The organism is Streptomyces roseus (assembly GCF_001044425.1).
In the GTDB taxonomy this organism is placed as follows: domain Bacteria; phylum Actinomycetota; class Actinomycetes; order Streptomycetales; family Streptomycetaceae; genus Streptomyces; species Streptomyces roseus.
Map to the genome: position 1 here is coordinate 19583 of NZ_LFML01000093.1, position 26070 is coordinate 45652.

A 26070-nucleotide genomic window follows, 5' to 3' on the forward strand; every position below is an offset into this window, starting at 1 on the left:
TACCTCCGGCAATCCAGGGGGACGGTGACGTGGTGCAGGGCCTTCGTTCAGGCCGTGGCGCTACTTTCCGGGGCGGCCGAGCTGGTGGACGGTCCAGCCGGCCGTGCGCCAGGGCTCGGGGTCCAGGGTGGTGCGGCAGTCGACGAGCAGGGGGACGGCCGCGCGGCCTGCCAGGTCCTGGGGGTCTGCCTGGCCGTATTCGGGCCATTCGGTGGCCAGGACGACGAGGCCGGCTCCGTCGACGGACGCGGGCAGGTTGTCGGTGTAGTCGAGTTCGGGGTTGCGGGTCATGGCGGTGGCCACGGCCTTCGGGTCGTGAACGGTGACGGTGGCGCCGGCCTGCTGGAGGGCGTGGGCCAGCGCGAGCGCCGGGGACTCCCGCACGTCGTTGGTGCCGGGCTTGAACGCGGCCCCCCACACGGTGATCTTCGCGTTCTTGACGGGGCGGTCGCCGAGCGCGCCACGGATGAGGGCCATGGCGACGTCGGTGCGGGACTCGTTGATCTCCTCGGCGGCGCGCAGGAGGGCGGCGGCCCGGTCGGCGCCGAGCTGGCGGGCGGAGGCGGTGAAGGCGCGGACGTCCTTGGGGAGGCAGCCGCCGCCGTAGCCGATGCCCGGCCGCATGCCGCCGCTTCCGATCCTCGGGTCGATGCCGAGGATCTCCACGATCTGGGAGATGTCGCCGCCTGCCGCGTCGCACATGTCGGCGACGGCGTTGATGTAGCTGATCTTCAGGCCGAGGAAGGTGTTTGCGGCGCCCTTGGCGAGTTCGGCGGTCTGCGGGTCGGTGACGAAGAGGGGGACACCGGCGTTCAGGATCGGGGCGTAGACGGCGCGGATCGCCTTCTCGGCTTCCACGGTGGTGAGGCCGGCGATGAGCCGGTCGGGGCGCAGCGTGTCCTGGACCGCGTGTCCCTCGCGGAGGAATTCCGGGTTCCAGACCACCTCCACCGCGGTGCCGGCGGGGGCGAGGCGCTGGGCGAGTGCGGTGACCTGGACGGTGGTGCCGACGGTGACCGTGCTCTTCCCGACGATCGTGCACGGGCCGGTTAGGTGCGGGGCGAGCTGGCGGATCGCGCCGAAGACCTGCCCGGTGTCGTAGGAGCGGCCGTCCGCGTCGATCGGCGTGCCGACAGCGATGAAGTGCAGCTCGGCGAAGTCGGCCGCCTCGCGGATGTCGGTGGTGAACCGCAGGCGCCCGCTCGCGGTGTGGGTGGTGAGCAGTTCCGGGAGGCCGGTCTCGTAGATGGGGCACTGGCCGGCGTTGAGCCGGTCGACCTTGGCCTGGTCGACGTCCACCCCAACGACCTCGTGGCCCAGCTCTGCCATTGCGGCCGCGTGCGGGATGCCGAGGTGTCCGCAGCCGATTACTGAAACGCGCATTCCTTGACTCTCATCCTGAAAGGGGCCCGTGCGGGGGCCGGGGAACGAGCCCAGAGGCTAGCGCTGTTCCCCGACCACCTCTTTCACACGCTGGTCATGCGGGGTTCAGCATCCGCTCCAGAGCGCTGATCGCGTTGGCGGCGGTCTGCCGTACGACGACGTCGCCGTCCTGCGGGGCCTCCAGCGGGTAGTCGAACCAGGTTCCGTCCGGACGGGGGAATCCCTCCGGGTCGACGATGAATACCTTGAGGCCGGCCGCGCGGGCCCGCCTGGCCACCCACCGGCGGTCGGCGTGCAGCCCGATCACCAGCAGGGCCTTCGCTTCGGGGCGGAGGGTGAGGGGCGGGATCCGCTGGTCGTAGCGGCGCATGAACTGCTCCTCGAACCCGGCACGGGCCCCGAGCGCGTCGAAGTTGTTCGTGATGAACGGGCCGACCATGTGCCCGGCCTCCTCCATCCGCTTGAGCGCGCGCAGGGCCGGGGTGACCTCCGCGTTGAAGCACGCCCGGTACATGTCCGACAGCTCGCCGACCTTGTCCTCGGTGTCGAGGAACATCTGTGCGAGCAGCGGATCCCTCCCCGGGGCGAGGACGAACGTGAAGCCCTTGCCGAGCTGCTCGTCCTCGATCTCATTCACGTGGTACATCTCGTGGAGCCGGTGCAGCGGCGGGATCCCGGCTTCGTAGGAGACGCCGCAGCCGACCTCGACCTGGAACGGCAGGAAGTCCGTGAGCTGCGCCAGGTCTTGGGCGTAGACCGGCTTGCCGGGGGTGTCCTTGACCCGGACGCCGTGGGTCAGGACTTCCCACGGCCGACGCCGGACCGTCCGGGGAGGGAAGCAGTTGACGGACGTGAAGACGGTGTCGATGACCTCGTAGTCCGCCGGGAGCCGGCGGCCCGCCCGCAGGTCCTCCGGGTGCTGCTCCATGCGGATCAGGTGGACGCGCAGGTCGCCCAGCTCGAACCGGTTCGGCCCGACTTTCTTCCAGCCGCCCTCGGTCAGCATCGCGTGGTTCTGTTCCCACGCCTCGTCGATCTCGGATCGCGGGGCGGCCACCGAGTGGTAGAGGTACATCTGCGTCATGGCGAGGGCGGGTGCGGCCGTGGTGTCGACGAGTCCGTACTGGTGCCAGTAGTGGACGATGCGGCGGCGTGCGTCGCCCTCACCGGTCCAGCCGGAGTCCGCGGCGGTCTCCTCCTGCTGGGTGCGCCGCCAGATGCCCTCCTCCTCGAAGCGGGGCCGGTCGGCGCTCACTCCGTAGAAGTCGTTCCACCTGCGGATCTGAGCCTCGTCGAGCTGGTCGATGACCGTGACGGGAAACTGCATGACGTGTCCTTGATCTTTGAGTTGAAACGGTCCGTCCCCGTGAGCGGGGAGCGGGTGGGCTAGCTGAGGGTGGCGACCGCGTCGGCGAGCGCGGTGGTGAGGAAGTCGATGTCGTCGTCGCTGGAGGTCAGCGGGGGTGCGACGACCAGGCCCTCGCTGCGCGGGTGGCCGGCTCCGGTGAACGGGTAGAAGAAGACGCCGCGCCGCTCGCACTCCTCCATCAGCGGCCAGAGCAGGCTCGCGGTGACCTCCACCCCGTACAGGTGGCCGACGCCCCGGACCTCCCGCACCGCCGCGTGATCGGTCAGGGACCTCAGCGACGCGCCGAGACGCTCTCCGCGAGCGGTGAAGGCGCCGAAGTCCATGGCCTCCAGCTCGTCCAAGACCCCCAGGCAGGCCGCCGCCTGGAGCGGGTGGGTGGCCATGGTGCCCATCGCGGGCAGCGGGTCCACGTCCTTGTGCCGCAGCAGCGGAGCGATCTCCGGCGACACGAGTACCGCACCCACACCGGTGTAGCCGGCTCCCAGGCCCTTGGACAGGATGACCAGGTCGGGCACGCACCCGTCCCAGTGCCGGCTCGCCAGCGGTGTACCGGTGCGCCACAGCCCGGTGAGGACCTCGTCGTGGATGACCAGGACACTGCGCTCCCGGCAGATTTCCGAGACCCGCCGCAGGTAGCCGTCCGGGGGTACGAAGGCGCCGCCCGTGGTCCCGTTGACGGGCTCGATCAAGACCGCCGCGACGTTCTGCGCGCCCCTGCCGTCGATCGCGAGCGCCACCTCCTCCGCACAGGAGGCGTCGCATCCTTGCCCTTGGTGGGCGTGGCCGTGGGCCGGCGGGTAGGGCGCGGGGAAGGCGGGGCCCAGGCCGTAGCGGTCTTCGGGACGGGGGTTGCGGATCTGGTTGCCCGCGATGCCGAGGGTGAACACGCTGTTGCCGTGGTAGCTCAGGCTGGACGTCAGGATGTCCCCGCGCCGCTTCCCGTCGCGGACGCGCACGATGTTGCGGGCCAGGCCCACCGCGATCTCCACGCCGAGCGTCCCGCACGTGGTCAGCGCGACGGAGTCCTCCGGCCGGCCCACCGCGTGGCACAGGCGGTCCATCAGTTCCATCTGGACGTGGGGCTGTACGACGGCGGCTCCGCCGAAGGAGTAGCGGGAGAACTGCTTCTCGATGCGGGCGAAGACCGCCGCACTGCCCTGCCCGACGTTTACGCAGAGCAGTCCGCTCGATCCGTCGAAGATGCGGCGGCCGTCGGCGAGGTGCAGCCAGGGCCCGTTCGAGCCCACGGCTTCGAAGTCCGGCAGTGGCCTGGACGACGTCAGCAGACGTTCGCGATGCTGCAAGTACCGATTCACGGAGAAGTCCCTTCTTGGGAGTGCTCACCGGGGTGGGGGAGTGCGCGGTGCTGGTGGACCGCGGCAAGTTCAAGACCACCGCACCCGGACGCGGTACAACAGTCCGTAGCCATAGGGGTGCAAGGAGTTTGCATCTCGTGCAAGTTCGGACGGCCGCGTGTGATCCCCCGCTCATGAGGGGTTACGCAGCCTCGGCTACACCGGGACGGGGCAATGGACGCAGTTCGAAAGCCGCAGGTGACACCCGCGCCTACACCCGGCGAGGTGGTCCGGGCCGTGCGCAGAGTCCAGGGGATGACCCTGGAGAAGCTCGGGTCGCTGACGGGCTACTCGGGCGCCCAGGTGTCCCGCTTGGAGCGCGGGAAGTCCGCCATGACGGACGTCTCCGTGCTCCAGCGGTTCGCCCGCGCGCTCGACATCCCACCGCAGGACCTCGGTCTCGCACCGGCCCCGGACGCAGATCCGGATCCACTCAGTCAGCCAACCGGTCCGTATCCCGGCCTACCCACCCCTACTCTGGGAAGCCCAGGGCGCGAGGACGGAGAGGACCCGGTGCGCACGCGAAGGCAACTGCTCGCGAACCTGGCGGTCACCGCGGCGGCCGCCATGGGCGCACCCCTCGCCGGAGCCGCCCCGGCCAAGACCGAAGAGGCACAGCTCGGCGAGACGCTCACCGCCGGGCTGCGCGACGCGATGCTGGGGCTGGACCGCACAGCCCCCGACAAGCCGTTGGATCTCCTCACGGCAGAACTGCACCGGGCCACGTCCGACTTCAACAACTGCGCCTATTCCAGCCTCGCGCTACGGCTGCCACGTCTGATCTCGGCCGGACACCGGTCGACCGGGAGCGGAGACACCTTCGCCGTGCTGGCGCAGGCCTACCTCCTGGCGACGCGCATCCTCGTCAAGCTCGACGAGCCTCAACTCGGCTGGATGGCGGCCGACCGCGCCCGCCAGTTCGCCACCGCCGGCGGCACGCCCGTGGCGGTCGGGGAAGCGGCCCGCCAGCAGGCCGTCCTCGCCCGCAAGGCGGGATGGCACGACCAGGCCCTGAGCCTTGCCCTGAACGCCGCCGACGACCCGGCCCTGCGCGCACTCGGCAACGCCGGGACCGCCCAGCGCGGCCTGCTCATCCAGTGCGCCGCCTACACCGTCGCCCACCAACGCGACCAAGCCGGCATGCGCGAGCTGACCAGCGAGGCCACCGCCATCGCCAGCAGCCTGGGCTCCGTCACCCACCTGCGGGACACCAACGGCGGATTCAGCTGGGCCACCGTCCAGCTCCACCTGATCTCGGCCGAGAACACCGCCGGAGACCCCTCAGCCGCCATCGCCGCCGCCGACGCCCTCGCACCCCAGGCTCTCCCCACCACGGAACGGCGCGCGCTCTACTTCACCGACCGCGCGAAAGCCTTCGCACAATGGGGCCGACGCGACGAATGCATCCGCGCCCTCCTCCAAGCCGAGTACTGGGCCCCCCAGGAAACCCACGCCCGCCCCGCCGTGAAATCACTCGTCTCCGGCCTGCTGCTCTCCGGACGCACCACACCCGAGCTGCGCGGCATCGCCGCCCGAACCGGAGTCCTGCACAGTTAGCGGTGCACTCGCCCCTGCGAACCTTGGTGCCAGCACGCGGAGCATCGGCGGTGTCCTTCGAGCTGTCGATGCCGGGGTACGGCCCCCATCGCGGCCTCTGAATGGCCAGGGCCGCACCCCGTACTGCGAACGTACCCCCGATCGCCTTCCCCGAGGCGTGCCCCCGCTGTGGCGACGCGATCGACACCACCGAGCAGCAGTGGCGGTGCGTACGCGGCCGGAGCTGCCAGGCAGTGGCCTCGGTGATCTACGCGGCCGGCCGGGACCAGCTCGACATCGAAGGTCTCGGCGGGACCCGCGCGATCCAGCTGGTGGAGGCCGGCCTCGTCAAGGACGTCGCCGACCTCTTCACGCTGACCCGCGAGCAGCTCCTGGGCCTGGAGCGGATGGGCGAGACCAGCGCGGCCAACCTCCTGACCGCGATCGAGACCGCCCGCGGCGCCGCGCTGAGCCGGGTCTTCTGCGCCCTAGGAGTCCGCGGCACGGCCGCACCATGTCCCGTCGTATCGCCGCGTACTTCGGGTCGATGGCCGCGATCCGGGCCGCCGACGCGGACACCCTGGCCGAGGTCGACGGCATCGGCACCGAGAAGGCGCGCGTCATCGCTGCCGAGCTCCTCGAACTCGCACCGCTCCTCGACGAGCTCCAGGCCCAGCAGGTCGGCACGCAGGTCAACGAGCCGCAGAAGCCCTCGACCGACGCGGCCGACACGGGCGGCGGCCAAGACTCGGCGGGCGGACCGCTGGCCGGCCAGGCCGTCGTCGTAACGGGCTCCATGACCGGCTCCCTTGCGGTGTTGTCCCGGAACGAGATGAACGAACTGATCGAGCGGGCCGGCAGAAAGGCTTCCTCGTCGGTGTCCAAGCGCACCACTCTCGTGGTGGCGGGCGAGAAGGCCGGCTCCAAGCGTGCCAAGGCCGAATAACTGGGCATCCGCATCCTCGACCCGGAGGAATTCGCCGTCCTCGTCGCCGACCTCTTCCCCAGCGCATAGCCGTCACCCCCGCCCACGAACGGGCTCCGCACTCCATGCGTCCTGAGCCGCTTGCAGCAGGGGGCCGGGGGCGGGCGTCAGGCGAGGCGTGAGCCGATCCGGAACTGCATTTCGCCCGCGGCCCGGGGAGAGGAAGGTCCGTGTGACCCGCATCGGGCCTGGCCGGCCACGCGTCCGCCCCGACCGCGTGCGGGCCGACAAGGCGTACGTCTCCCCGCACAAACCGCGCCTGCCTGCGCCGCCGCGGAATCCGCTGCACCAGACAAGGCCGACCAGGCACGCAACCGCCAGAAGCGCGGTTCCCGCGGCTGGTTGTCCCGGAGTAGAGGCCACGCCACCCTTGGCCGGCATGGGCAGCGCCACCAGGGACTGACCCTTATGGCCGGATTAACGATCAAGGTACTGTTTCCCTTCGGGTGTCGATGACCTTGAACGGGGGGGGCAAGGGCCATGGAGCTGACCGTAGAGATATCCGCGTACCGGACGGGTGTCGGGGATCCGGGGCGTCTGGTGGGGGAGTTCCGGCGGGCTGTCCTGCTGGTGCCGCGATCCGGTGGTTCGGTGGATGGCGGGGGCGGGTTGATGTCGGCTGTCTCGGGTGGGATCCGCTGGTTCTATGCGTTCACGGACGAGGAAGCGATGGCCCGGTTCGCTGTGGCCCGGGGGGAGGCCGATTGCGAGTGGCAGTATCTGGCGGTCCTGGGTGCGCGTCTGGTCGATGCGGTCGTTCCGGAGGCGGACGGGCCTGCCGGGGTCGCGGTGAACGTGGCCGACGCGGACGGGTCGATGCTGTTCCCGCCGGTCGCCGGGATCGTTCCCGACGCGTACGCCGTGGACGTCGAGGCTGGGTCCGAGTCCGCGGCGCGGGTTGCCTGATGGCCGGTGACGGTGACCTCGAAGTCTCCCCGCAGGCGGTCGCCCTGGTTCAGAAGGGCCTGCGGGCGGCGATAGCGGAGCTGCGCGAGTCAGGGGATGCGGCCGGGGCCTCGCAGGGGGCGGGGTTCGAGAACCTGTCGATGACGGCGATGGAGACCGGGCACGGGACGCTGTCGAAGGACTTCGAGGACTTTTGCGAGCGCTGGGAGTGGGGCGTGCGCGCCCTGATCCAGGACGCCTCCACCCTGGCGGGGAACCTGGGCATCGCCGCGGGGACGGTGTGGGAGGAGGACCAGTACGTGCAGGGCGCGTTCAAGGTGGCCGTCAACGCCGGCTACGGCAATCCGCACGCCAGTGAGGACGAGATCGAGCAGAAGGCGTGGGGCGACATCTTCAGCGCGGACGTCTACAAGCCCGACTACAGCCGGGAGTCCTTCGAGAAGGGCGCCGAGGACATCAAGAAGACCTGGTCCGACACCAAGGACACGGTGACCTCGACGGGGAAGATCGGGTCGCTGAAGGACCTGCTGGAGCAGACGAAGGGCGACGGGGGCGGTAACTGATGGGCTGGCGGGACTTCGTACCGGACTCGATCGAGGACAAGGTCGAGGAAGGGGTCGAGAAGGTCGGCGACGCCATCGAGTGGGCCGGTGACAAGACGGCCGACCTGGCCGAGGAGGTCGGGCTCGACGACGCGGGCGACTGGATCCGGGACAAGTCGCGCTCGGCTGCCAACCAGCTCGGCGCGGACGTCTCCGAACTGGAACTCGGTCAGACCGACGACCCCAAGAAGCTCATCTACGGCAGCGTCTCCAAGATCCGCGCGCAGGTCTCCCATCTGGACGACTTCAAGGCGGCCTTCGAGTCCGTCGGCAACGGCCTGAAGACCATGACCCAGCCCGAAGGGCTCAGGGGCAAGACGGCGGACACCTTCCGCGAGACGGTGGCCAAGGAGCCGCCGCGCTGGTTCAAGGCCGCCGACGCGTTCGGCAAGGCCGCCGAAGCGATGAATCGATTCGCCGAGACCGTCGAATGGGCCCAGGGCAAGGCCAAGGAAGCCTTGGAGGAGTACGAGCACGCCCAGAAGGTCTCCACCGACGCCCGCAACGCCCACAACAAGAAGGTCACCGCCTACAAGGACGCGGTGGAGGCGAAGCAGGACCCCCTGCCGCCCAGGCCCGTCGACGCCAAGGACTTCGTCGACCCCGGCAAGGCACTGGCCACCGCCGCCCAGGACAAGCTCGACAACGCCCGCAAGCAGCGCAACGAGGTCGCCGACACCACCGCCGCTGCCGTGCGCGCCGCCCGGGACGCCGCCCCGCCCAAGCCCTCGTACGCCCAACAGCTCGGCGACGGCCTCGACTACCTCGACCTCGCGTCCACCCACCTGGTCGGCGGTGTCGTCAAGGGTGTGGCGGGCACCGTTAGTTTCGCCCGTGCGCTCAATCCGATGGATCCGTACAACCTGACCCACCCCGCCGAGTACCTCACCAGCCTGAACTCGACGGCCGCGGGCTTGGTCACCATGGCCAACGACCCGTGGGGCGCGGGCAAGCAGATGCTCGACGAGTTTATGAAAGACCCCTCCGAAGGTGTCGGCAAGCTCATCCCCGATTTGATTGGCTCCAAGGGCCTTGGCTCCCTCAAGAAGTTGGGCTCGGCCGCCAGGCACCTTGACGACGTGCCCAGCGGCAAGGGGCGTGGCGGCGCCCGGGGGGATCACGAGAAAGATCCGAACCACAACAGCAACAAGTGCGATGACAATGTCTGCGATGGCGACCCCGTCGACATGGCGACCGGCCGGATGCTGCTGCCGCAGACGGACATCGCCTTGCCCGGATCACTGCCGCTCTTCTTCCGACGCACGTTCGACTCCTCGCACCGTTCAGGACGCTGGTTCGGTCCGACCTGGTCGTCCACGGTGGACCAGCGGCTTGAGGTCGACTCGGAGGGTGTGGTCTTCAGCTGCGAGGAGGGCAGCCTGCTGGCGTACCCCCACCCCGCCCCCGGCGTCCCGGTCATGCCCACCCACGGCCGACGGTGGCCGCTGGATCGCGTGCACGACGGCTACACGCTCACTGATCCCGACAGCGGCAGGGTGTGGTACTTCGTCGACCACGACGGCAACATCGCGCTCCTGGAGCGGATCGAGGACCGCAACGGCCGGTGGATCCGCTTCGAGTACGACGAGAAGGGCGCCCCGACCTCGATCATCCACCACGGCGGCTATCACCTGAAGCTCACGACGAGCGAGGGCCGGGTGACGGCCCTCCACCTCGCCCAGGCAGCGGCGAGCGGATCCGATCAGGAGATTCTCCGATACGGCTACAGCGACGGCCATCTGACCGAGGTCACCAATTCTTCGGGCCGTCCTCTGAGCTTCGGCTGCGACGAATACGGCCGTATCACTTCGTGGACCGACAGCAACGGTAGCCGCTACGACTACGTCTACGACGATCAGGACCGCTGCGTCTACCAGTCCGGTGCCCGTGGCCACCTGGAGTCCCGTTTCACCTGGGACGGCATTGACCCGGTGACCGCTCTGCGCACCAGTTCACTCACCGACGGCCTGGGCAACACGAAGCGCTTCGTGGTCGACGAGCGTTCGCAGGTAGTCGCCGAGATCGACGCCATGGGCGCGATCACCCGTTTCTCGTACGATCGCTACAACCGGCTTATGTCACGAACGGACCCGTTGGGCCACGTGACCCGCTTCACCTATGGGGAACACGGACGCCTGACGGTGCTGGAGCGTCCAGACGGCCGACAGGCGCGTGCGGAGTATGACGACAACGGGATGCCGGTCCGTCTCATCGGCACTGACGGAAACGTCACCCGACAGACGTTCGACGCGCGAGGCAATCGCACGTCGGTGACCGACGCTGCGGGTGCGACGACGCACTTCACGTACGACGAGGCAGGTCGGCTCACCACAGTGACGGACCCGCGCGGCGCCACGACCCGGTTCACCCTGGACCCCCGCGGACTCCCCGTCGAGGTCACCGACCCTCTGGGTGCCACGAGCCGTTTCGAACACGATGCCTTCGGGCGCATGGTCCGCGTCACCGACGCTCTCGGGGCACAGACACGAGTGGAGTGGACGGTCGAGGGCTGGCCGGCCCGGCGCACCGCTCCTGACGGAATGGTGGAGTCCTGGACCTACGATGGCGAGGGGAACTGCCTCAGCCACACGGACGTGCTGGGTGGCACAACCCGCTTCACCTACACGGACTTCGACCTGATGACGGCCCGTACGGGCCCTGACGGAGTTAGGCACGAGTTCTCCCACGACACCAACCTCCGGCTGACGCAGGTCACCAACGCGCAGGGCTTGACGTGGGACTACGCCTACGACGCAACAGGCCGGCTCGTCACCGAGAGCGACTTCGACGGCCGGGTACTCAGGTACGAGTACGACGCTGCCAGCCGTCTGGCCGCCCGAGTGAATGGCATGGGCCAGCGCATTGCCTTCACCCACAATGCTCTCGGCCAGGTGATCCGCAAGGAGGCCGATGGCAGCGCAGCCACAACATTCGAGTACGACGTCTTTGACGAGCTCGCCGTCGCTGTCAGCCCCGACGCAACGCTTGAGCGCCTGCGAGACCGTTATGGCCGGCTGCAGTCCGAGAAGATAAACGACCGCACGCTGACGTACGCGTACGACGAACTGGGCCGCAGGGTGCGCAGGACGACACCCGGCGGCGCGGTCAGCGATTGGGCCTATGACACAGCCGGCCGCCGGACGCACCTCACCGCCTCCGGCCGCGCGATCGCCTTCGCCTTCGACGCCCTGGGCCGCGAGGTGGAACGCACCGTATCGGACTTCGCGACACTGACCTCCTCGTTTGACAAGCTGAACCGCCTGACGGACCAGGAGGTCTCATCCCGGGGCAGCCGTATCCAGCACCGCACCTACACCTACAGCCCCGGCGGCGGCCTGGTCGGCATCACGGACGCACTGTCCGGGACACGTGGCTTCGACGTAGATGCGGGCGGCCGCGTTACGGCCGTCCATGCGCGAGGCTGGACGGAGCATTACGCCTACGACGACGCCGGCAACCAGACCGAGGCCTCCTGGCCGTCAACGCACGCGTCCCAGTCGGCGACGGGCGCACGCACGTACCAAGGGACCCGGATCACCAGCGCTGGTGCCCTCCGCTACGAACACGATGATCAAGGCCGCATCGTCCTTCGTCAGAAGACCCGGCTCTCCCGAAAGCCCGACACGTGGCGCTACGAGTGGGACGCGGAGGACCGTCTCACCGCGGTGACGACACCCGACGGCTCCCTTTGGAAGTACACCTACGACCCTCTGGGTCGGCGAATATCCAAGCAGTCGCCCTCCCAGACGGTCTATTTCACCTGGGACGGCACGACGCTTTGCGAAGAGACGACAGAGAACGTCGTCCTGACCTGGGACCACTTGGGCATGCGCCCGCTGTCCCAGACCGAACGCCGTACGGACACCGGCGACGAACGCTTCTTCGCCATCGTCACCGACCTGATCGGTACCCCGACGGAGCTTGTTGACGAACACGGCGACCTGGCTTGGCGCACCCGCACCAGCCTTTGGGGCACGACGACCTGGAACGCCGACGCCACGGCCTACACCCCGCTCAGGTTCCCCGGTCAGTACTTCGATCCGGAATCGGGCCTCCACTACAACTACTTCCGCTACTACGACCCGGAATCGGCGCGCTACCTCAGCCAGGACCCTCTTGGCCTGGCCCCGGCCCCCAATCCGGCGGCATACGTAGACAACCCGCTGCTGTGGGGCGATCCCCTCGGGCTCCAGCCCTGCAGGAAGAACGAGCCGGACGACCCTACATGGGATGGCAGAGTCGTCTACGGCAAACTGGACGAACACGGACGACCCACGGGAATGCACGCCACGCTGGGAGAAGACATGATGGGCAAGAATCCCACAGACCCGCACGGTGACCCACCGGGGTGGCAGAAGGACAAGGGATACAACCGCGCCCACCTTCTGGGAGCGCAGCTCGGCGGATCAAACTACAACCCCGCCAACTTCGTTACCATGCATTCCTATGCGAATTCGCCAGTCATGCGTCACATCGAGAACCAGGTAAGGGCTGCAGTCGAATCCGGAGAGACCATCCAGTACAGCGTAATCCCTCGATATAATGGAACCGATCCGATTCCAACCGGGGTCTATATCGAAGCTTACGGCTCGGACGGCTTTAAATTCACTCAGCACAGAAGCACCGGCATAACCGAGTCGGGGAATACGGCATTTATACCCAATGTGAAGAGGGGTGGCTGACGAGGCGTCCAATCAAGTCTGTACCCGTTGTGCTGTGATGCCATCATTGTTGGAATAGGATTCGCCATGACTAATGCTATTGCACGCCTTCTCGAAATTTTCCCGGCGCCGATTACGCCTCGCCGGAAGGACTGGAGTGAGGTCGAGGCCACTCTCGGAGATGAGCTTCCGTCTGACTACAAAGAGTTCATCGGAGTATACGGAGGAAGTAACTGGGATGACTATCTGTACGTCTTGGAGCCTGGTTGCCCCAATGATAACTACGACCTGATTGACTGGGCGCGCAACCAGGCTGAAGACCTGGAAGACCTGTGGGAATTCGAGAAGAAGCCGACGGAGCTGGAAACTGAGGGAAACCGAGTCGTTCCGTGGGCAACTACAGATAACGGCGAATGTCTCTACTGGCTTGTCCGGCCCGGCGTTGACCCGGATCAATGGACTGTCATGGTAAACGAGGCTCGCGGTGGTCGGTGGGAACACTTCGCCGTATCGTGCACCCAATTTCTTGCATCTTCCCTCAACGGCGAACTCCAGTCCGACATCCTCTCCTCCCTTTTCCCCCGCGCCACGCATGAATTCCGTCAGCTCGGCGAAGTGTGAGGGTGGCTGATTGAGGGGCAGGCGGCCGGGACGGCAGCGCTTGTCTCTACGATCGGGACATGGTCTCTGAGTGGGAAGTTCGGTTCCGGTCGGTGGACGGTACGCCCTTGGTGGGGACGGTGACCCGGCAGACGATCCCGCGAGGGTGGGGTTCGCGGTTTTTGAGGGCGGCAGCGGACGCCCGATCGAGGGCCGTGGTGAGGGTCTCCGCCACGACGGCCGCCTGTTCGCGCACGCTGTCGATCTCGGTTCCTCCGCTGTCGGATCACGAGACGGCCGTCGCTCAAGCCGCCCGATGATCTTTTCAGAGCGAAGCGCATTGAGAGAGGAATGAGCGGCTTGCACGTGGGCTGCTCCTGAAACCAGGATCGGACCGGCACTCGGTTCCCCCAGCCGCATCTTCAGGAGACTCGGGCCCACCTGTGCCGACTGCATCGCGGCCCTCTGCACCCTCAGCAGGGGGTTCGGTCTGTTCGTCAGCTCCCGTGTTCGTCAGGGGCATCGGATGATCCCTTGCCGGGGAAAGCCCCGGTGCTGCTCCTCAGCGATTCGCTGATGTCCCAGGCACGGGCATCCCCGTGCGCCTCGGGCGAGACAGGTTTTCCGCAGTGATTGCCACGCGGTCGATCACAGGGGCCTTCGAGTACCGGATCGGAGTGCCCGTCGCCCTGGCGGTGAGGTGCAGGCGGGCGACACCATGGGGAGTTCGGCACGCAGAGCTCCGTGCCCGCGGATCCTTAGACGTCGTTTCCTTTGGCGTGATCGTTCGTTGAGCCGTGCATGACGAGTCTGGTTGAGCATTTGGTGCCGGAGGAGTTGTGGGTGCTGTTCCGGCGGGTGGTGCCGCCGACTGAGGTGAAGCGCCCGCAGGGCGGGGGCCGACGCCGGGCCGGTGACCGGGAGGCTCTGGCCGCGATCATCTTCGTAGCAACGTCAGGCTGCACCTGGCGGCAGCTCCCGCCGACATTCGGACCGGCCTGGCCCACGGTCTACCGGCGCTTTGCCCAGTGGAGCCGGGACCGGGTCTGGGCCCGGTTGTATCGGGTCGTGCTCGATGAACTCGGTGCCCGAGGCGAGCTTGACTGGTCGCGGTGCGCGATCGACTCGGTCAGCGTCCGGGCTGCAAAAGGGGGCCATTGACGGGACCGAATCCGACCGATCGCGGCAAGCCGGGATCGAAGATCCACCTGATCACGGACCGGAATGGACTGCCGCTGTCCCTAGGCATCTCCGGTGCGAACATGCACGACAGCCTGGGCTTGGAGCCGCTCGTGCGCGGGATCCCGCCCATCCTCTCCCGCCGCGGCCCGCGCCGCCGGCGCCCGGCGAAGCTGCACGCAGACAAGGGCTACGACTACGACCATCTGCGTCGGTGGCTTCGCAGCCGTGGCATCCGCCACCGCATCGCCCGCAAGGGCGTCGAGTCCTCGCAGCGGCTCGGCCGCCACCGATGGGTGGTCGAGAGGACCGTGTCCTGGCTGGCGGGCTGCCGACGGCTCCACCGGCGCTACGAGCGCAAGGCCGAACACTTCCTCGCCTTCGTCGGCATAGCGGCCCTCCGAATCTGCTTCCGTCGGCTGACTTCCTGAGTCCCACGACGTGGGCGGGGTGGTGAGCCAGTCCCGTCAGAGCCCCGAGGGGTGACTGGAAAGCCAGTCGGCATGCCGATCGCGCGTCTGATCCCGCTCCTCGGGCGTGGCGAGGAAGACATCGGCGCCACCGTCGTAGGGGTGATAGATGCGCCGCATCTGGGTGTCGGTGATGAGGACTCCCGCCACCTTGTCGTCAGCGATGTCACGGAGCAGCTCGTCGAGGCAGCCGTATCGCCAGGGCCGGCGGGCGGCGAAGAGGTGGCAGTAGGTACGGAACTCCGGGTCTGGATCGTCCTCCACCAGCAGGGTCTGCCAGTAGCCAGCATCTGGCTGGAATGACGGAACCTCGGCTTCCGTCGCCCAAACTGGGGTGATCACGTAGACATGCCCACCGGCGAACAACTCATCGAGGGCGGTGTTGTACCGCTCCAGGACGACGGTGTACTCGCTCTCGTCTTCCGCGTATCGCTTCGACTCCGGCAGGCTGTGGAAGCGCACCCAGACATTCCGATACGGGTCGCGGAGCTTGTAGCCGACCGGAGGACAGTTGGGCCAGTGCTGCTGCCACAGCTCGGTCAAAGCCGTCGTTACGCCTCCAGACATCTGCCTTACTCGTCCTCTCAAACAGTGACCTCTACCGGTGGTCATGATGCCCGGCGCCCTCTCACCAAGAGAAACGACTTCTTAGGGCGGGGCGCCCGCGCAAGGCCTCGTCGCGGGGATTGCCCACGGCGCTGCCGAAGCCCGCGTACGCCGCTCCCCAGCGCCGCTCGAACGCAGGCTGGTTCAGTCGGTGCCGAGGGGTTCGATGTTGCCTACCGCGGTGGGTAGTTCGCGTCCTCCGGCTTCGGGGCGGATGTATGCGTGCCTGGTCCAGCGTCGGCCGGCGTGGGTGGGGATCTCTTCGGCGACGACGGCCATCAGCTCGCCTTCGGTGCCGGAGGCGAGGTCGCGGACCCGGCGGCCCAGCAGCGGATGGTCCTCGTGCCCGAACCCGAGGCCGGCGCCCTTCATTCCTCGCCCCCGTCCGTGGCGCTCGCCCGCTCCGCGTCCGGGGCGCCCGGGAAGCGGGCGAGGCCCCGCTTCGCGCGGGCCCGAAGCGCCGGGGAAGGGGCGCCGCAATTCGACCGGACGGGGCTCCACCGGGCGGAGTCCGGGCTGTTGGTGGGTGTGTTCATCAGGGGCCTCCGTGCCGCTGCTGGAATCCCAACACCCTCGAAGCTAGGTAGCGGGCGGGTGGCCGTTCAACGTTCTTGCGGGAAATTGCGGAGGTTCACCGGTGCGCTGCGGCGGCCCGTCGGATCAGCGTGCGGGCGCTGGCACCATACGCGGCGTGGGTGGCGAGGTCGGCGAAGGCCCGCTCGTAGGTGGCGATCTCGCCGGGGGCGGTGATGGTGACCCGTGCGGAGAGCAGCTCGATGCCGACCTGAACGTCGTCGTAGACGGTGAAGGACTCCATCGACCACAGCGGGCGGGGCACGCGGGTGAGGATGATGCCGAGGGAGACCTGGGGAAGCGCGGCGAGCTCGACGAGGTGCTCCAGCTGGGCGGCTGTGCTCTCAGGGTCGGCAATGCGGGAGTGCAGGACGGACTCCTCGATGAGGAACGCGAACCGGCGGCCGCGCTTATGCAGCACCGCGGACCGCTTCACCCGCGCGGCCGCGGCGCCCTCGATGTCGTCGGTGGTGCCGTGGAAGGTGCCGTACGCGGTGATGACGGCGGCCGCGTACGCGGGGGTCTGAAGCAGGCCGGGGACGACGTGGGAGCAGTACACACGGAACTGACGGGTACGCTCCAGCAGAGGAACGATCTCCTGCTGCAGGCTGGCCAGCCCGGCTCGGTTCAGCCGCTTCCACTCCACATACATCGAGTTCGCGTGGCGGGCGGCGGCGATCAGGTCCTCGGCCAGACCGTCGGCGCCGCACGCGGTACACCAGGCGCGGATGTCGGCGTCGGAGGGCACGGCCCGGGTGTTCTCGATCCGGGAGGTCTTCGCCGGATGCCACCCGCAGGCCTGGGAGAGCTGGTGGCCGGCCAGGCCCGCGTCCAGGCGCAGGTGCCGCAGGCGCGTGGCGAGCGCGCTGCGGGCAGCCTGGGCACTGGACAGAGGCGAGGTCATCGACGATGCGCCGGCTACGGCTTGTAGTCCTCATACGGAATAGCGCGCTCCCACACCGCCGTGAACGCTGAGGCACACAGCGCGGCCGAGGCCGGGTCATCCGACATCTCCCCGCCGGCCGTGGCGCCGTTCCCGGTGAAGTGGTTCCAGCGGATGAGCCGTCCGTCGATCAGCCAGAAGTCGTTCCCGGGCAGAGCGATGTCGGAGGCTCGGCGGCGGGGCAGGTAGCGGACTTCCTCCCCGGCCGCGATGTTCACGACCGCGCCGGCGTGGCTGTAGCGGGCGTAGTCCGACAGGGGTTCCGAGACGATGCGGGCCCGCCGCACCCTCACCCCGCGCGCCACGGTGCGGCGCACCAGACTGGTCCAGAACGCCCAGTACTCCGAGTCGGGGTCAATGTTCCGTTCGCCGGTCTCCAGCCAGTGAGCGAAGCCCGCGGATTCCGCCGCGACGCCGTAGCCGTCGCGCATCTCCAGGTGGAGGGCGGAGTGGCGGGCGCCGTCGAGCAGGGCGTCAAAGCCCGGCACGTCGCTCTGCGGCATCACAGGCCTCCCTCAGCATCGCCGCCATCCGTACGGGGATCCGCACCACGCCCTCGGTCTCGGGGACTGCCCCGGTTTCCAGGCACTCCGTGAGCAGGGCCTCGTCGGCCTTCCAGCCCTGGATGACCACTTCGGCCGTGTCCTCGTCGACCCACACCGTGGGGCACTGCCCGGTGTCGGAGTTCGGGTCGATACCGATGAACCGTAATGCCATGTCTGCCCCCTGCATCGCTGTGCTTGCGGGAAATTGCGCTCGCCCCAGTGGAGCAGGAAACAGGGGACGGCGGCCGGAGAACGGGGGATTGCCTGCCCACCATCGCTGATGGGCGACTCCGCCTGCGAACCGTGCAGGTGAACCAGGCCGGTGTCGCACGGCAGGCTTGCAGATCCCGGTGGTGGGGCAGGTCTGGGTCAGGCTGCGGGGGCCTGGCGCGCGGACGTGGCGACTACCAGGTCCCAGCGGCTTCACATCGGTCCAGTCAGCAGCCCGCGCCCTCGCCAGCCCCGGTGCGTCTGGGAAAGGGACAGACCGGAAAAGGCTTGACCGCCTTGATCCTGCTGCGCGCGGGCGTGATGGAACGCTACGTGGGTGCGTTTGCCGGAAAGGGCGGGATCGAGGCGACCCCAGGGAAAACGCTCACCCTCAGGAGTGAAGCCCATCCGGGCTACTTGCTCTATTTTCCGAAGGGTTGGGCATATTTCCGCCCGATCATGTTCCAGCAGCGAGGCAATGTGATCCGAGACGACAGATCGTGTCCACTTCTGTCGTCCGTGGTGGGCTCAGGCCCCGTCGAGAGCCCTACGCCAGGCTGCTGTTCCGGCGGGTGGAAGCGCTTGGGCCAGCCGGGGGGCCGTGTTTCGCTGCATTCGATCCCCCGATGAGCGGGGCTTCAGGGCATGCCCGCCCCGAAGCCCCGCGGGGGTTCGACCATTGCGCCCTGCTTCGAAGGAACGACATGATCGAACGTGCAGATCGGTCCTGGGGACCGATGAGCCCAGAAATTAGCATTCCGGTTCCGCCACCGCGTGAAACCCGCTTCCACGCCACGCTTTCGGGTGTGGCCCGGTGGTCATCAGTGCTGGCAACCCTCCTCGTGGTCGGCGTCATCGTCGGAGAGGTGGACGAGGCCGCAGTGCTGGCGGCAACGCCGTTGGTCCTCGGCGACCGGACCGCTCTCCTCTTCAGGGTGCTGGTGCGCCGCTGACGCAGCCGGTGCGCCCTGCCCGGGGCGCGCCGGCCATCGTGCAGGCCGGGACCGCTGCCCGCGATCCCGGCTCCGCCACAGAGGTGGCCCGCGGCCTCGTGCCGTCCTTTGAACGGCGCTGCTCCTGGACCGTGTTGTGGTCGGCAGGTGCCCGTTTGGCGGCACGAGATCCGGCCAGAGTCACGGCCGTCAGTGCTACTCCTTTCCACCCGAGCGAGGAATCGTTCCATGATCACGGCCAACTACGGAGGCGGCCCTCACGGCGGTACTCCCGGCGCTGACGAATCCGGCGCAGAGAGGACAGTTCGAACGCAGGGCATGGATGCAGAAGCCGCCGAGAGCGTGGCTAGAGCTGCCTTCAGGGCCCGGTTCGAGCCCGCCTACCGGCAGTTCGCGGTGGTGTGCCTGCGTGACGAGGGCGCCGGCGCCGATATCGCCGCAGCGGTGTGGACGCAGATCGAGCGGGACTGGGCCGGGCTGCTCACATGTGCTTCCACCGCGGGTTGCGCCTGGCAGCGGCTGTCCTCGGCGGTCCACAACCACCCACGCAGGCCAAGATCCGCTCTCGACGAGTTGCCGAGGCCAGCGGCCGACGCGTTCCTCCTGCGACATCGCGTGGGCCTGCAGGCGGACCGGGCGGCCGAGGCGATGGGCATGGAATCAGCCGCGTTCGAGTCGCTCTACCGAACCGTCGTGCCCCACCCGGCAGCGTAAACGTCCCCCGGCATATACACCTGCTAAATGCGATACCGGCGCGTTCACGCGCGCCCCCTACCAGCACGAATACACATCGGCAAGGATTGCGCCGGATTTCCGGAGATTGGATCCTCGCCTGTCCTGGGCAGGTATTTTCACAAGGGGGTGACCCCCTATGATGAACGCTTTTCCGCCCACGACCCTGCCTTCCCCGCCGGCCGCCCGGCAGGGAAAACAGCCGTGCCCCAGGGGAGCCCGTGCCGATCGACGTCACCAAGCCCAGCATCGCCCGGATGTACGACCACCTACTGGGAGGGCAGGGCGGATACGCCTCCGATCGGCGCGCCTGCGCCCAGCTGCTGGACCTGGCCCCACGTCTTAGTGAACTCGCCGCCTTCAACCGGGCTTTCCTCGGCCGCGCCGTTCGCCATCTCGCCGCCCAGCACGAGGTCCGCCGCTACCTCGACCTCGGCTCGGGCATCCCGCACCGGCCCCACGTCCACGAGATCGCCCGCGAATCCCGCCCCGACACCCACGTCGTCTACGTCGACAACGACCCCGTCGCGCTGGGCAAGAGCAGACTGGTCCTGGCCGAGGACCCCACCGCCGCGACCGTCCTGTGTGCCGACATCCGAGACACCGCGAGCATCCTGCGCCACCCCCGAGTCGCGCGCCTGCTCGAAGCCGGCCTGCCGGTCGCGGTCCTGTGCGGCTGGGTCCTGGAGTGCATTCCCGACGACGAGGACCCTTGGGCCCTGGTCCGCGACCTGACCGGCCGCCTGCCCGGCGGCAGCTACCTCGTCGTCTCCCACCTCACCCACGACGACCCCGCCGTACGCGCCGAGGTCGGAGACTTTCTAGGGAAGGCGCTGGGCCGGCACTGGGGCAACATCCGACCCCGCCGCGACGTCGCCCGCTTCTTCACCGGCCTGCGCATGGTCGGCCAGGACGCTCCCGGCGATGTGGCCGGCTGGAACCCGGGTCATCCCCCCCAGCCCGCGCCCCGCAGCCCCGGAGGCTGGGTCCAATACGGTGGCGTGGCCCGGGTACCGTGACGGCCCCGGCGGCGGGCAGGGACGACGGGAGCGGCTGCCGCCCCGCAGCTTCGCCTCGAAACGGCTGATGTGCTCCTCGACGAAGCCCAGGCTGTCCTCCACGTCGAGGGAGAGGTTGGAGAGCATGGTCAGGTTGGCATCGTGCGCATCGACCTTGGCCTGATCGGTATACAGGCGGCTGAGCTCCGGACTACTGCCCTCCAGGTAGAGAATCGCCGGAGGCGTCGTCGCCTGCTCCAACTCCGCACCCTGCTCCACCGGGAAGCGAAAGAGCGACATCGTCATGGCCTTCGGAAGCTCGTGCTCCCACTGACAGCGAGGCAAAACCCGCAGGTGGATCCACTCGCGGGTCTTTGCCAGCTTCTGCAGCTCCAACAGCTGCTCCAGCATGGGGCCGTCCCCCGGGATCGGGGTCGTCAGCACATGCTCGTCGATGATCATGGAGTAGTGCAGCGCGGTGCCCCATTCCAGCAGCTCCTGCCGCTCGTGACGCTGCCGCAACCGCCCGGGAACCAGATCCAGCAGCTCCTTGCGCCCGTCACAGGCCCGCTCCATCACCACCTTGCTGTACTGCCTGGTCTGCACCCGCCCGGGGACGTACAACCCCGCAAACGAGATGATCTCCGAGGCGCGCCGCTCCAGCCGGAGGATGTCCGCAAACGCCGGCGATTCCTTGAAATCGCCGTCCGCGGGCGAGGCTTCGCCGTCGCGCCCGGTCCTCTCCTGCGAGATCTGCGCAGCCTGGTTGCGCCAGGACACGGCAGTCCGCTCATCAGCCCCGTAGAGGACGGCCAGGGTCTGCGCGACCTCCTCGGTGACCTTGGCCTTGATCTTCCCTTGCTCCAGGCGGCTCAGAACGGTCGCTGAGGATGCCGCGCCCCGGCGGACGGCTTCGGCGTTGGTCCAACCGAGACTGTCGCGGGCCTCCCGCAGCTCAAATCCCCACAGCCGACGGGCCAGAGTCGTGTCGGACTCGCCCCTGTCGAGCTCCTCCCGGAACGACGTCCGAGCGGGCGGGCGGATGGGCCGATCGGCCACGCGAATCTCCCTTGCAAAGGGTGGTGAACGCTCACCACCGTCGCAGTCTGAGTTCCTCGCGTGGCTCTTCGCAACCGAATCCGCGTATCAGATGGTCATCCAGTCGAACTCGCCCTTGACAACGCCCTCCACAAACGCCGACAGCTCGGCACCGGTGAACTCCACCATCGGCCCATCAGGTAAACGCGAGTTCCGGAACCCTACGTTCCCATTGGCAAGGCGCGCCACTTCCACACAGTCTTCGAACCCGTTGCAGGCCGCCGACTTCTGCCACGCCACCCCCACCGACACCACTTCACCCAACTCGGCCACACCAGCTCCCTCACACCGTAGCGATCACCTGCACACCCCGCTCCCGCCCTCCAGGCCTGCCCCTGTGCCACCCGCACAGGAAAACTGGGAAAGTTCGGAAAGCCCCTGATGGGCCGAGGGTGTGGCGATGAGATTAGCGCCGCGCCCCGGCGTGGGCTGTCACTCTAAAGAGGCAATTTCCCCATCCGATCATCAGGTAATGGAAAATGGAAAACTCGATTCCGGACACCTGGAAAATGCGCTACACATAGGCCGCTGGCACAGGAGCAGGAGCGCACCGCGGCGGCGTGGATCGGCGAGCGCTTCGCACAGCGCACCGGCCGCTGCCGGCCTACCGCATGCACGACAGAGAGGCCGCGCATACGCCCCGAGCGAGTGCGACGGCCTCTCGGTCTCGTGGTGCGCCGAGCAGGGTCACGCGCCGCTTTGGTGATGGAGTGGCATCCCGGCGGCCGAGCTGCGCTGTGCAGAGCCGGCCCAGGGGCGCCGCTAGCCGGGCCGGGGTGGGGGGACGCGACAGGCGCCCGGTGCCGACGACGCGCCAAGGGCAGCCGGGCCGGTCCCCGGACGCACGCGCAGCTCTCGGTCGAGGCTGGCCGGACACACTTTCAGCAGGTCACCCTCACGGTCCGCATGGGCAGTCGCCGCTGGTGGCAGGCTCCGACCGGCCCGCGGGACACGTCGGAAGGATCTGGACATGCTGAGCCGTCGTGAACGCATCGCAGTGGACGGATTCCTGCTCGCCGTGCTCGTGGCGGTCGCCGGCTGGGGCGCCGGAACATATGAATACGGCCGCACCTCACAGGTCCTGCTCTGCACGAGTCTGCTGATCGTGCTCGTCACGGCCTACCGGACGGTGATGGACGGCCTGGTCCTCACCCGCAGCCCGGCCACGCCCCGGATCCCGGTGTCCGAGGAGGTCCGGCGCCATGCCGCCCGCCAGGCAGGCCTCAACCCAGACGCCTGACTGCGGTCGGCGAAGACCTTGGCCTTCAGACCGCAGCCAGCCGACCGGGACTCAGGGCGCGGGTTCGTAGACGACGCTGGTCGTGGGGCAGTCCTCGGCGAGACCGAGGAGAGCCTGACGCTCGTTCTCGTCGACGGCCAAGTCCCACCGCAGCTTGGTTCCGACCCAAGTGGCGGCGTAGGTGCAGTGGTAGGAGCCGTCCGAGGGCAGCCACTCGGCCGGGTCCTTGTCGGCCTTGGACCGGTTGGATGCGGCGGACACCGCGATCAGCGTGTCCGGGGAGGCCTGGTCGTTCGCGTACGCTTCTCGTCGCGCCGCCGACCACGGCACCTGCTCCGAGTCGTACACCTCCGCCAACGGCACGAAGTGGTCCACATCAAGCCGCGCCGCGTCCGTCACGACCACGTCGTCGTAGGCGCTGCGCCAGGATCCGCCGGTCAGCTTGCAGCCGGCCGCGACCTGCGGCGCCACAACCGCTTCGGCGAGGATAACTTCCTTGCGGGTGTCACAGCCGTCCCCGGCGTTGAGGCCCTTGTTCCAGTGCTTGTACAGGTCCCGCTTGTAGCCCTCGCGGTGCTCGACGCCGACGGGCAGGCGGTCGATGGCCTCGAACAGCGGCATCGGAGCCCGCAGCCCGGCCGGGCCACCGGTCAAGGCGGCCGCGGGTGCCGCCGTGACGGTGGGTGCGGAGTGCGCGGCCGGAGCCGCGGTGAACAGGGGCAGGGTGCAGAGGGCGAGCGCAGGCAGGCCGCGCAGCATCAGGTTCTTGATCACAAAGGCCGGTGTAGCGGGCCCGATACCCACCCCGACAGGCTCCCGGGGACAACTCACCCGTGCGGACGGCCGGATTCACCGAAGAAACGCGCCTGCTCCCTCAGCTTCGTTGTGGTCGAGGTACCCGCCGTCACCCGGGTCCCGGCTGACGTCCGCGTGCACGAGCAGCTGTACCTCGTCCTCACCGGGGGTACGGCGCAACCGGCACGGACCTGAGGACAGGAACAGGGCCGAGATTCGTTGAGCGGCTTCGAGTGCGGCCTTCTCCTGGCCCCGGATCTTGATCGTGATCACGCTCTCGTCGCTCATACCCCAGGAACCGTCTGCGGCTGGCCGTGGTTCTCGCCTCTGCGGGAGGATCACACCATCGAGCCCCCAAGGGTCCCCGGTGGGCGGGGTGGCGGCGCGATAGCGCCAATCTCGCCCATTGCCGGGTGGCGGCGATCCGACGGCCGGTATTTTCGCCGCCATGACCGTTCCTGTGCTTGATCGGCGTCCGTCGTCTCCCGGGCCTACGTCGAAGCCGCCGCCGGGGCGTCCGTCGACGGATCCGCCGACCCGTCCGGACAAGAACCCGCCGTTCCCGCCGAACAATCCTCAGCAGCCCCGGCCGGGAGGCTGACCGGTCATGCGCGTTGACCGGCTCCCGTTCGAGGAGCTTCCCGACGATACCCGGCAGGCGATCGCGGCCCGGGTGGGGGAGGACTGCCCGCGGGCGGAGGTGGAGTCGGGGACCAGTTCCGCGCTCGCGTCGCTGTTCTGGCCGGAGTCGGGCCCGGAGATGGTGTTCGTCAAAGGTCTCCCCCTGGACCACCCGCGGATCGGTGAGCTGCGGGCCGAAGCAGCCGTTGCCCCTTTCGTGCCTGCGATCGCCCCCAGGATGCTGTGGCAGGAGGAGGCCGGCGGGTGGCTGCTGCTCTGCTTCGAGGGCGCCCACGCCTCCGCGTGGGCGTACTTCGGCGAGGACGGTGACCATCTGGAGCCGGTCGCCGCGGCCCTGCGCGAGCTGAGTCTGCTGCCCGCGCCTGACGGCGTGCGGCTGACCCCGTGGGACCGGTGGGGCGAGTACTGCGACCCCGCCCAGGAAGGCCTCCTGACGGGGGACCGGCTGGTGCATTCGGATCCGGCCGCCACCAACTTCATGGTCGAGCGCAGCGGCCGGGTATGGATGATCGACTGGGCATGGGCCATGCGCGGCCCCGCATGGATCGACGCCGCACTCTGGGGATTCCGCCTGGTCCTCGACGGCAAGCAGAGCATCGAGGACGCAGCACGCTGGGCCCGCACCATCCCCGCGTTCGCCCAGGCTCCCCGCGAGGGAGTACGGGTTCTTGCGGAGGCGGAGGCGCGATCCTGGGAGGCTTGGCGCGAGCACGGGATGACCGAGCTCGACGAGACGATCACAGCCGCCCGCACATGGGCCGCGCACTGGCGCTGACAACCTGACGCCCCCGGGCCCCCGGCGCTCTGCCTGCCGAACACATGGCTGTTCCGGTGGCAGCGCGGCTCCGGCCCGGCGGCTGCGCGCGCGAGCACCGCCTTCCGCTGTACTCCGACGAGACGTTCGGCACCCGCTACCGTCACGAGGACTGGTCGTGGCTGGAGGCCCGCCACTGGGTCAGGGGTGGAGGTAGTCGTTGAGGTAGGTGCGGGCGGCGGTTTCGCTCGTGCCGAGGGCGGTCGCCACGTCCTTGAGAGGCACGTCGAGGGCGGCGAGTTCGTACGCGGCCTCTTGGCCGGTCTGGGCGATGACATACCGCAGGTCGGCGAGCGCTTTCAACACCGCCAGCGGTTCCTCGACAGCGAGGACATCGAGTTGCCGGACGAGCTCGGTGAGCAGACCGGTCAGCTCTGCGGGGAGCGGGACGGATGCGTCCCGGACCACCGATACGTGGGCCTCGTAGTCGCCGATCGGCCCGGACAGGTCGACGTCCGCCTCATACAGCGGCTCGTCGTCGGCGAGGGTGGTCCAGTCGAGGGGGTACTCGGCCGCGCCGCGCCAGCCGCACGAGCAGCTGCCCCGCAGCAGCTCGGCCCGGGGCCGCCCTCGCCGGCCGTCGTAGGCGTGCCACTCCGTTGACGAGGGCACGTCCGGGCCGCTGCCCACGTCGAAGTAGACCGGGCCCGGCTCACTGCCGTCGGCCAGCAGCACCCCCACCGCCCCCTGATGCGCGGCTCCCAGCGCCTTCAGCACCCTGTCCACCACGACCAACCCCTCCCCGTGCCTTGATCGAGCCGGCCCACCGGCCGCTCCACGCGTTCAGGGTGCCGTGACCCGGGCGTGCGCGTACCGGGATCCACCGAAAGCGGTACGGGACCTGTCCCTCGGCAGCCCGCAACCCTGGCGGACGC

Annotated in this window: 24 protein-coding genes and 2 pseudogenes; 12 read left to right on the forward strand and 14 right to left on the reverse strand. The window is 68.6% G+C overall.

What is annotated here, in order from left to right; genetic code table 11:
• Positions 1 to 60 precede the first annotated feature (60 nt).
• From ACS04_RS22515 to ACS04_RS22525, 3 genes are all read right to left on the reverse strand, one after another.
• Positions 61 to 1383, reverse strand: coding sequence for a UDP-glucose dehydrogenase family protein (locus tag ACS04_RS22515; protein WP_048478518.1), 1323 nt, complete (start codon positions 1381 to 1383; stop codon positions 61 to 63).
• Positions 1384 to 1477: 94 nt separating this feature from the next.
• Positions 1478 to 2710 carry a hypothetical protein gene (locus ACS04_RS22520; RefSeq protein WP_048478519.1) on the reverse strand — a complete coding sequence of 411 codons (1233 nt, stop codon included), beginning with the start codon at positions 2708 to 2710 and terminating at the stop codon, positions 1478 to 1480.
• Positions 2711 to 2769: 59 nt separating this feature from the next.
• Positions 2770 to 4056 (reverse strand): aminotransferase class III-fold pyridoxal phosphate-dependent enzyme, encoded by a 1287-nt coding sequence (locus ACS04_RS22525; protein ID WP_209441751.1) that lies wholly within the window; start codon positions 4054 to 4056, stop codon positions 2770 to 2772.
• A 225-nt stretch (positions 4057 to 4281) separates the two neighbouring features.
• Between ACS04_RS22525 and ACS04_RS22530 the strand changes: the two genes are divergently transcribed.
• From ACS04_RS22530 to ACS04_RS37595, 7 genes and pseudogenes are all read left to right on the forward strand, one after another.
• Positions 4282 to 5664, forward strand: coding sequence for a helix-turn-helix domain-containing protein (locus ACS04_RS22530; RefSeq protein WP_078865157.1), 1383 nt, complete (start codon positions 4282 to 4284; stop codon positions 5662 to 5664).
• Between the two features lie 119 nt (positions 5665 to 5783).
• Positions 5784 to 6586: pseudogene (locus tag ACS04_RS36525) on the forward strand (helix-hairpin-helix domain-containing protein); the annotation flags it as partial.
• A gap of 522 nt (positions 6587 to 7108) precedes the next feature.
• Positions 7109 to 7534: a hypothetical protein gene (locus tag ACS04_RS22540; protein WP_048478521.1), complete on the forward strand. Its 426-nt coding sequence runs from the start codon at positions 7109 to 7111 to the stop codon at positions 7532 to 7534.
• Positions 7534 to 8097 (forward strand): hypothetical protein, encoded by a 564-nt coding sequence (locus ACS04_RS22545; protein WP_048478522.1) that lies wholly within the window; start codon positions 7534 to 7536, stop codon positions 8095 to 8097. The genes ACS04_RS22540 and ACS04_RS22545 overlap by 1 nt, the downstream gene beginning before the upstream one ends.
• The gene (locus ACS04_RS22550; RefSeq protein ID WP_053080899.1) at positions 8097 to 12818 is read left to right on the forward strand and encodes a putative T7SS-secreted protein; all 4722 of its coding nucleotides are present in this window, start codon (positions 8097 to 8099) and stop codon (positions 12816 to 12818) included. The genes ACS04_RS22545 and ACS04_RS22550 overlap by 1 nt, the downstream gene beginning before the upstream one ends.
• A 66-nt stretch (positions 12819 to 12884) precedes the next feature.
• On the forward strand, positions 12885 to 13418 hold the full coding sequence (locus tag ACS04_RS36535) for an SMI1/KNR4 family protein (protein WP_078865158.1): 534 nt from the start codon (positions 12885 to 12887) through the stop codon (positions 13416 to 13418).
• A 780-nt stretch (positions 13419 to 14198) separates the two neighbouring features.
• Positions 14199 to 15007 (forward strand): IS5 family transposase gene (locus ACS04_RS37595; RefSeq protein ID WP_398025604.1). Its coding sequence is split into 2 segments (ribosomal slippage): positions 14199 to 14553 and positions 14553 to 15007, totalling 810 coding nucleotides; the frame shifts between segments, so codons are not numbered across the junction.
• 36 nt (positions 15008 to 15043) lie between these two features.
• On the opposite strand, the gene ACS04_RS22565 is transcribed toward ACS04_RS37595, so the two are convergent.
• The 6 genes from ACS04_RS22565 to ACS04_RS22585 all read right to left on the reverse strand — a co-directional run bounded on the left by ACS04_RS22565 (position 15044) and on the right by ACS04_RS22585 (position 17885).
• Positions 15044 to 15589: a DUF3885 domain-containing protein gene (locus tag ACS04_RS22565; RefSeq protein ID WP_245236495.1), complete on the reverse strand. Its 546-nt coding sequence runs from the start codon at positions 15587 to 15589 to the stop codon at positions 15044 to 15046.
• Between the two features lie 207 nt (positions 15590 to 15796).
• Positions 15797 to 16024: a hypothetical protein gene (locus tag ACS04_RS22570; protein ID WP_048478526.1), complete on the reverse strand. Its 228-nt coding sequence runs from the start codon at positions 16022 to 16024 to the stop codon at positions 15797 to 15799.
• Positions 16021 to 16188, reverse strand: a complete 168-nt coding sequence (locus tag ACS04_RS38295; protein WP_158977437.1) for a hypothetical protein — start codon at positions 16186 to 16188, stop codon at positions 16021 to 16023. Before ACS04_RS38295 ends, ACS04_RS22570 begins: the two co-directional genes overlap by 4 nt.
• A 95-nt stretch (positions 16189 to 16283) precedes the next feature.
• On the reverse strand, positions 16284 to 17129 hold the full coding sequence (locus ACS04_RS22575; protein WP_048478527.1) for a helix-turn-helix domain-containing protein: 846 nt from the start codon (positions 17127 to 17129) through the stop codon (positions 16284 to 16286).
• Between the two features lie 14 nt (positions 17130 to 17143).
• Positions 17144 to 17671: a DUF6879 family protein gene (locus ACS04_RS22580; RefSeq protein ID WP_048478528.1), complete on the reverse strand. Its 528-nt coding sequence runs from the start codon at positions 17669 to 17671 to the stop codon at positions 17144 to 17146.
• Complete coding sequence (locus ACS04_RS22585; RefSeq protein ID WP_048478563.1) at positions 17643 to 17885, reverse strand: hypothetical protein; 243 nt, start codon at positions 17883 to 17885, stop codon at positions 17643 to 17645. The genes ACS04_RS22580 and ACS04_RS22585 overlap by 29 nt, the downstream gene beginning before the upstream one ends.
• Before the next feature lie 742 nt (positions 17886 to 18627).
• On the opposite strand from ACS04_RS22585, the gene ACS04_RS38300 reads away from it, so the two are divergent.
• The 3 genes from ACS04_RS38300 (at position 18628) to ACS04_RS36540 (ending at position 20627) form a co-directional block, all read left to right on the forward strand.
• Positions 18628 to 18876 (forward strand): hypothetical protein, encoded by a 249-nt coding sequence (locus ACS04_RS38300; protein WP_158977440.1) that lies wholly within the window; start codon positions 18628 to 18630, stop codon positions 18874 to 18876.
• A gap of 318 nt (positions 18877 to 19194) precedes the next feature.
• Entirely contained in the window at positions 19195 to 19590 is a 396-nt protein-coding gene (locus ACS04_RS22590; RefSeq protein ID WP_048478529.1) for a hypothetical protein, read from the forward strand.
• A gap of 275 nt (positions 19591 to 19865) precedes the next feature.
• Entirely contained in the window at positions 19866 to 20627 is a 762-nt protein-coding gene (locus tag ACS04_RS36540; RefSeq protein WP_078865170.1) for an SAM-dependent methyltransferase, read from the forward strand.
• An 84-nt stretch (positions 20628 to 20711) separates the two neighbouring features.
• Here ACS04_RS36540 and ACS04_RS39495 read toward each other — a convergent pair.
• Together ACS04_RS39495 and ACS04_RS22605 are read right to left on the reverse strand one after the other, a co-directional pair.
• Positions 20712 to 21665, reverse strand: a pseudogene (locus ACS04_RS39495) (DUF5753 domain-containing protein); the annotation flags it as partial.
• Positions 21666 to 21752: 87 nt separating this feature from the next.
• Positions 21753 to 21977, reverse strand: a complete 225-nt coding sequence (locus ACS04_RS22605; protein WP_048478532.1) for a DUF397 domain-containing protein — start codon at positions 21975 to 21977, stop codon at positions 21753 to 21755.
• Between the two features lie 697 nt (positions 21978 to 22674).
• On the opposite strand from ACS04_RS22605, the gene ACS04_RS22610 reads away from it, so the two are divergent.
• Positions 22675 to 22944 carry a hypothetical protein gene (locus ACS04_RS22610; protein WP_158977443.1) on the forward strand — a complete coding sequence of 90 codons (270 nt, stop codon included), beginning with the start codon at positions 22675 to 22677 and terminating at the stop codon, positions 22942 to 22944.
• Between the two features lie 51 nt (positions 22945 to 22995).
• Here the strand turns inward: ACS04_RS22610 and ACS04_RS22615 are convergent, their stop codons facing one another.
• Positions 22996 to 23703 (reverse strand): HNH endonuclease family protein, encoded by a 708-nt coding sequence (locus ACS04_RS22615; protein ID WP_048478564.1) that lies wholly within the window; start codon positions 23701 to 23703, stop codon positions 22996 to 22998.
• 90 nt (positions 23704 to 23793) lie between these two features.
• Positions 23794 to 24027: a hypothetical protein gene (locus ACS04_RS22620; protein ID WP_048478534.1), complete on the reverse strand. Its 234-nt coding sequence runs from the start codon at positions 24025 to 24027 to the stop codon at positions 23794 to 23796.
• Between the two features lie 319 nt (positions 24028 to 24346).
• Here ACS04_RS22620 and ACS04_RS22625 point away from each other — a divergent pair, with 319 nt between their 5' ends.
• Positions 24347 to 25156: a protein kinase family protein gene (locus ACS04_RS22625; protein ID WP_053080900.1), complete on the forward strand. Its 810-nt coding sequence runs from the start codon at positions 24347 to 24349 to the stop codon at positions 25154 to 25156.
• A gap of 180 nt (positions 25157 to 25336) precedes the next feature.
• On the opposite strand, the gene ACS04_RS22630 is transcribed toward ACS04_RS22625, so the two are convergent.
• Positions 25337 to 25924 (reverse strand): hypothetical protein, encoded by a 588-nt coding sequence (locus tag ACS04_RS22630; RefSeq protein WP_053080901.1) that lies wholly within the window; start codon positions 25922 to 25924, stop codon positions 25337 to 25339.
• Between the last annotated feature and the right edge of the window lie 146 nt (positions 25925 to 26070).

What these genes read in the sequence shown, in the direction of transcription:
- ACS04_RS22515 (WP_048478518.1), bottom strand. Translation starts at nt 1,383, where the DNA reads ATGCGCGTTTCAGTAATCGGCTGCGGACACCTCGGCATCCCGCACGCG.
- ACS04_RS22520 (WP_048478519.1), bottom strand. Translation starts at nt 2,710, where the DNA reads ATGCAGTTTCCCGTCACGGTCATCGACCAGCTCGACGAGGCTCAGATC.
- ACS04_RS22530 (WP_078865157.1), top strand. Translation starts at nt 4,282, where the DNA reads ATGGACGCAGTTCGAAAGCCGCAGGTGACACCCGCGCCTACACCCGGC.
- ACS04_RS22540 (WP_048478521.1), top strand. Translation starts at nt 7,109, where the DNA reads ATGGAGCTGACCGTAGAGATATCCGCGTACCGGACGGGTGTCGGGGAT.
- ACS04_RS22545 (WP_048478522.1), top strand. Translation starts at nt 7,534, where the DNA reads ATGGCCGGTGACGGTGACCTCGAAGTCTCCCCGCAGGCGGTCGCCCTG.
- ACS04_RS22550 (WP_053080899.1), top strand. Translation starts at nt 8,097, where the DNA reads ATGGGCTGGCGGGACTTCGTACCGGACTCGATCGAGGACAAGGTCGAG.
- ACS04_RS36535 (WP_078865158.1), top strand. Translation starts at nt 12,885, where the DNA reads ATGACTAATGCTATTGCACGCCTTCTCGAAATTTTCCCGGCGCCGATT.
- ACS04_RS22570 (WP_048478526.1), bottom strand. Translation starts at nt 16,024, where the DNA reads ATGAAGGGCGCCGGCCTCGGGTTCGGGCACGAGGACCATCCGCTGCTG.
- ACS04_RS38295 (WP_158977437.1), bottom strand. Translation starts at nt 16,188, where the DNA reads ATGAACACACCCACCAACAGCCCGGACTCCGCCCGGTGGAGCCCCGTC.
- ACS04_RS22575 (WP_048478527.1), bottom strand. Translation starts at nt 17,129, where the DNA reads ATGACCTCGCCTCTGTCCAGTGCCCAGGCTGCCCGCAGCGCGCTCGCC.
- ACS04_RS22580 (WP_048478528.1), bottom strand. Translation starts at nt 17,671, where the DNA reads ATGCCGCAGAGCGACGTGCCGGGCTTTGACGCCCTGCTCGACGGCGCC.
- ACS04_RS22585 (WP_048478563.1), bottom strand. Translation starts at nt 17,885, where the DNA reads ATGGCATTACGGTTCATCGGTATCGACCCGAACTCCGACACCGGGCAG.
- ACS04_RS38300 (WP_158977440.1), top strand. Translation starts at nt 18,628, where the DNA reads ATGATCGAACGTGCAGATCGGTCCTGGGGACCGATGAGCCCAGAAATT.
- ACS04_RS22590 (WP_048478529.1), top strand. Translation starts at nt 19,195, where the DNA reads ATGGATGCAGAAGCCGCCGAGAGCGTGGCTAGAGCTGCCTTCAGGGCC.
- ACS04_RS36540 (WP_078865170.1), top strand. Translation starts at nt 19,866, where the DNA reads ATGTACGACCACCTACTGGGAGGGCAGGGCGGATACGCCTCCGATCGG.
- ACS04_RS22610 (WP_158977443.1), top strand. Translation starts at nt 22,675, where the DNA reads ATGCTGAGCCGTCGTGAACGCATCGCAGTGGACGGATTCCTGCTCGCC.
- ACS04_RS22615 (WP_048478564.1), bottom strand. Translation starts at nt 23,703, where the DNA reads ATGCTGCGCGGCCTGCCTGCGCTCGCCCTCTGCACCCTGCCCCTGTTC.
- ACS04_RS22620 (WP_048478534.1), bottom strand. Translation starts at nt 24,027, where the DNA reads ATGAGCGACGAGAGCGTGATCACGATCAAGATCCGGGGCCAGGAGAAG.
- ACS04_RS22625 (WP_053080900.1), top strand. Translation starts at nt 24,347, where the DNA reads ATGCGCGTTGACCGGCTCCCGTTCGAGGAGCTTCCCGACGATACCCGG.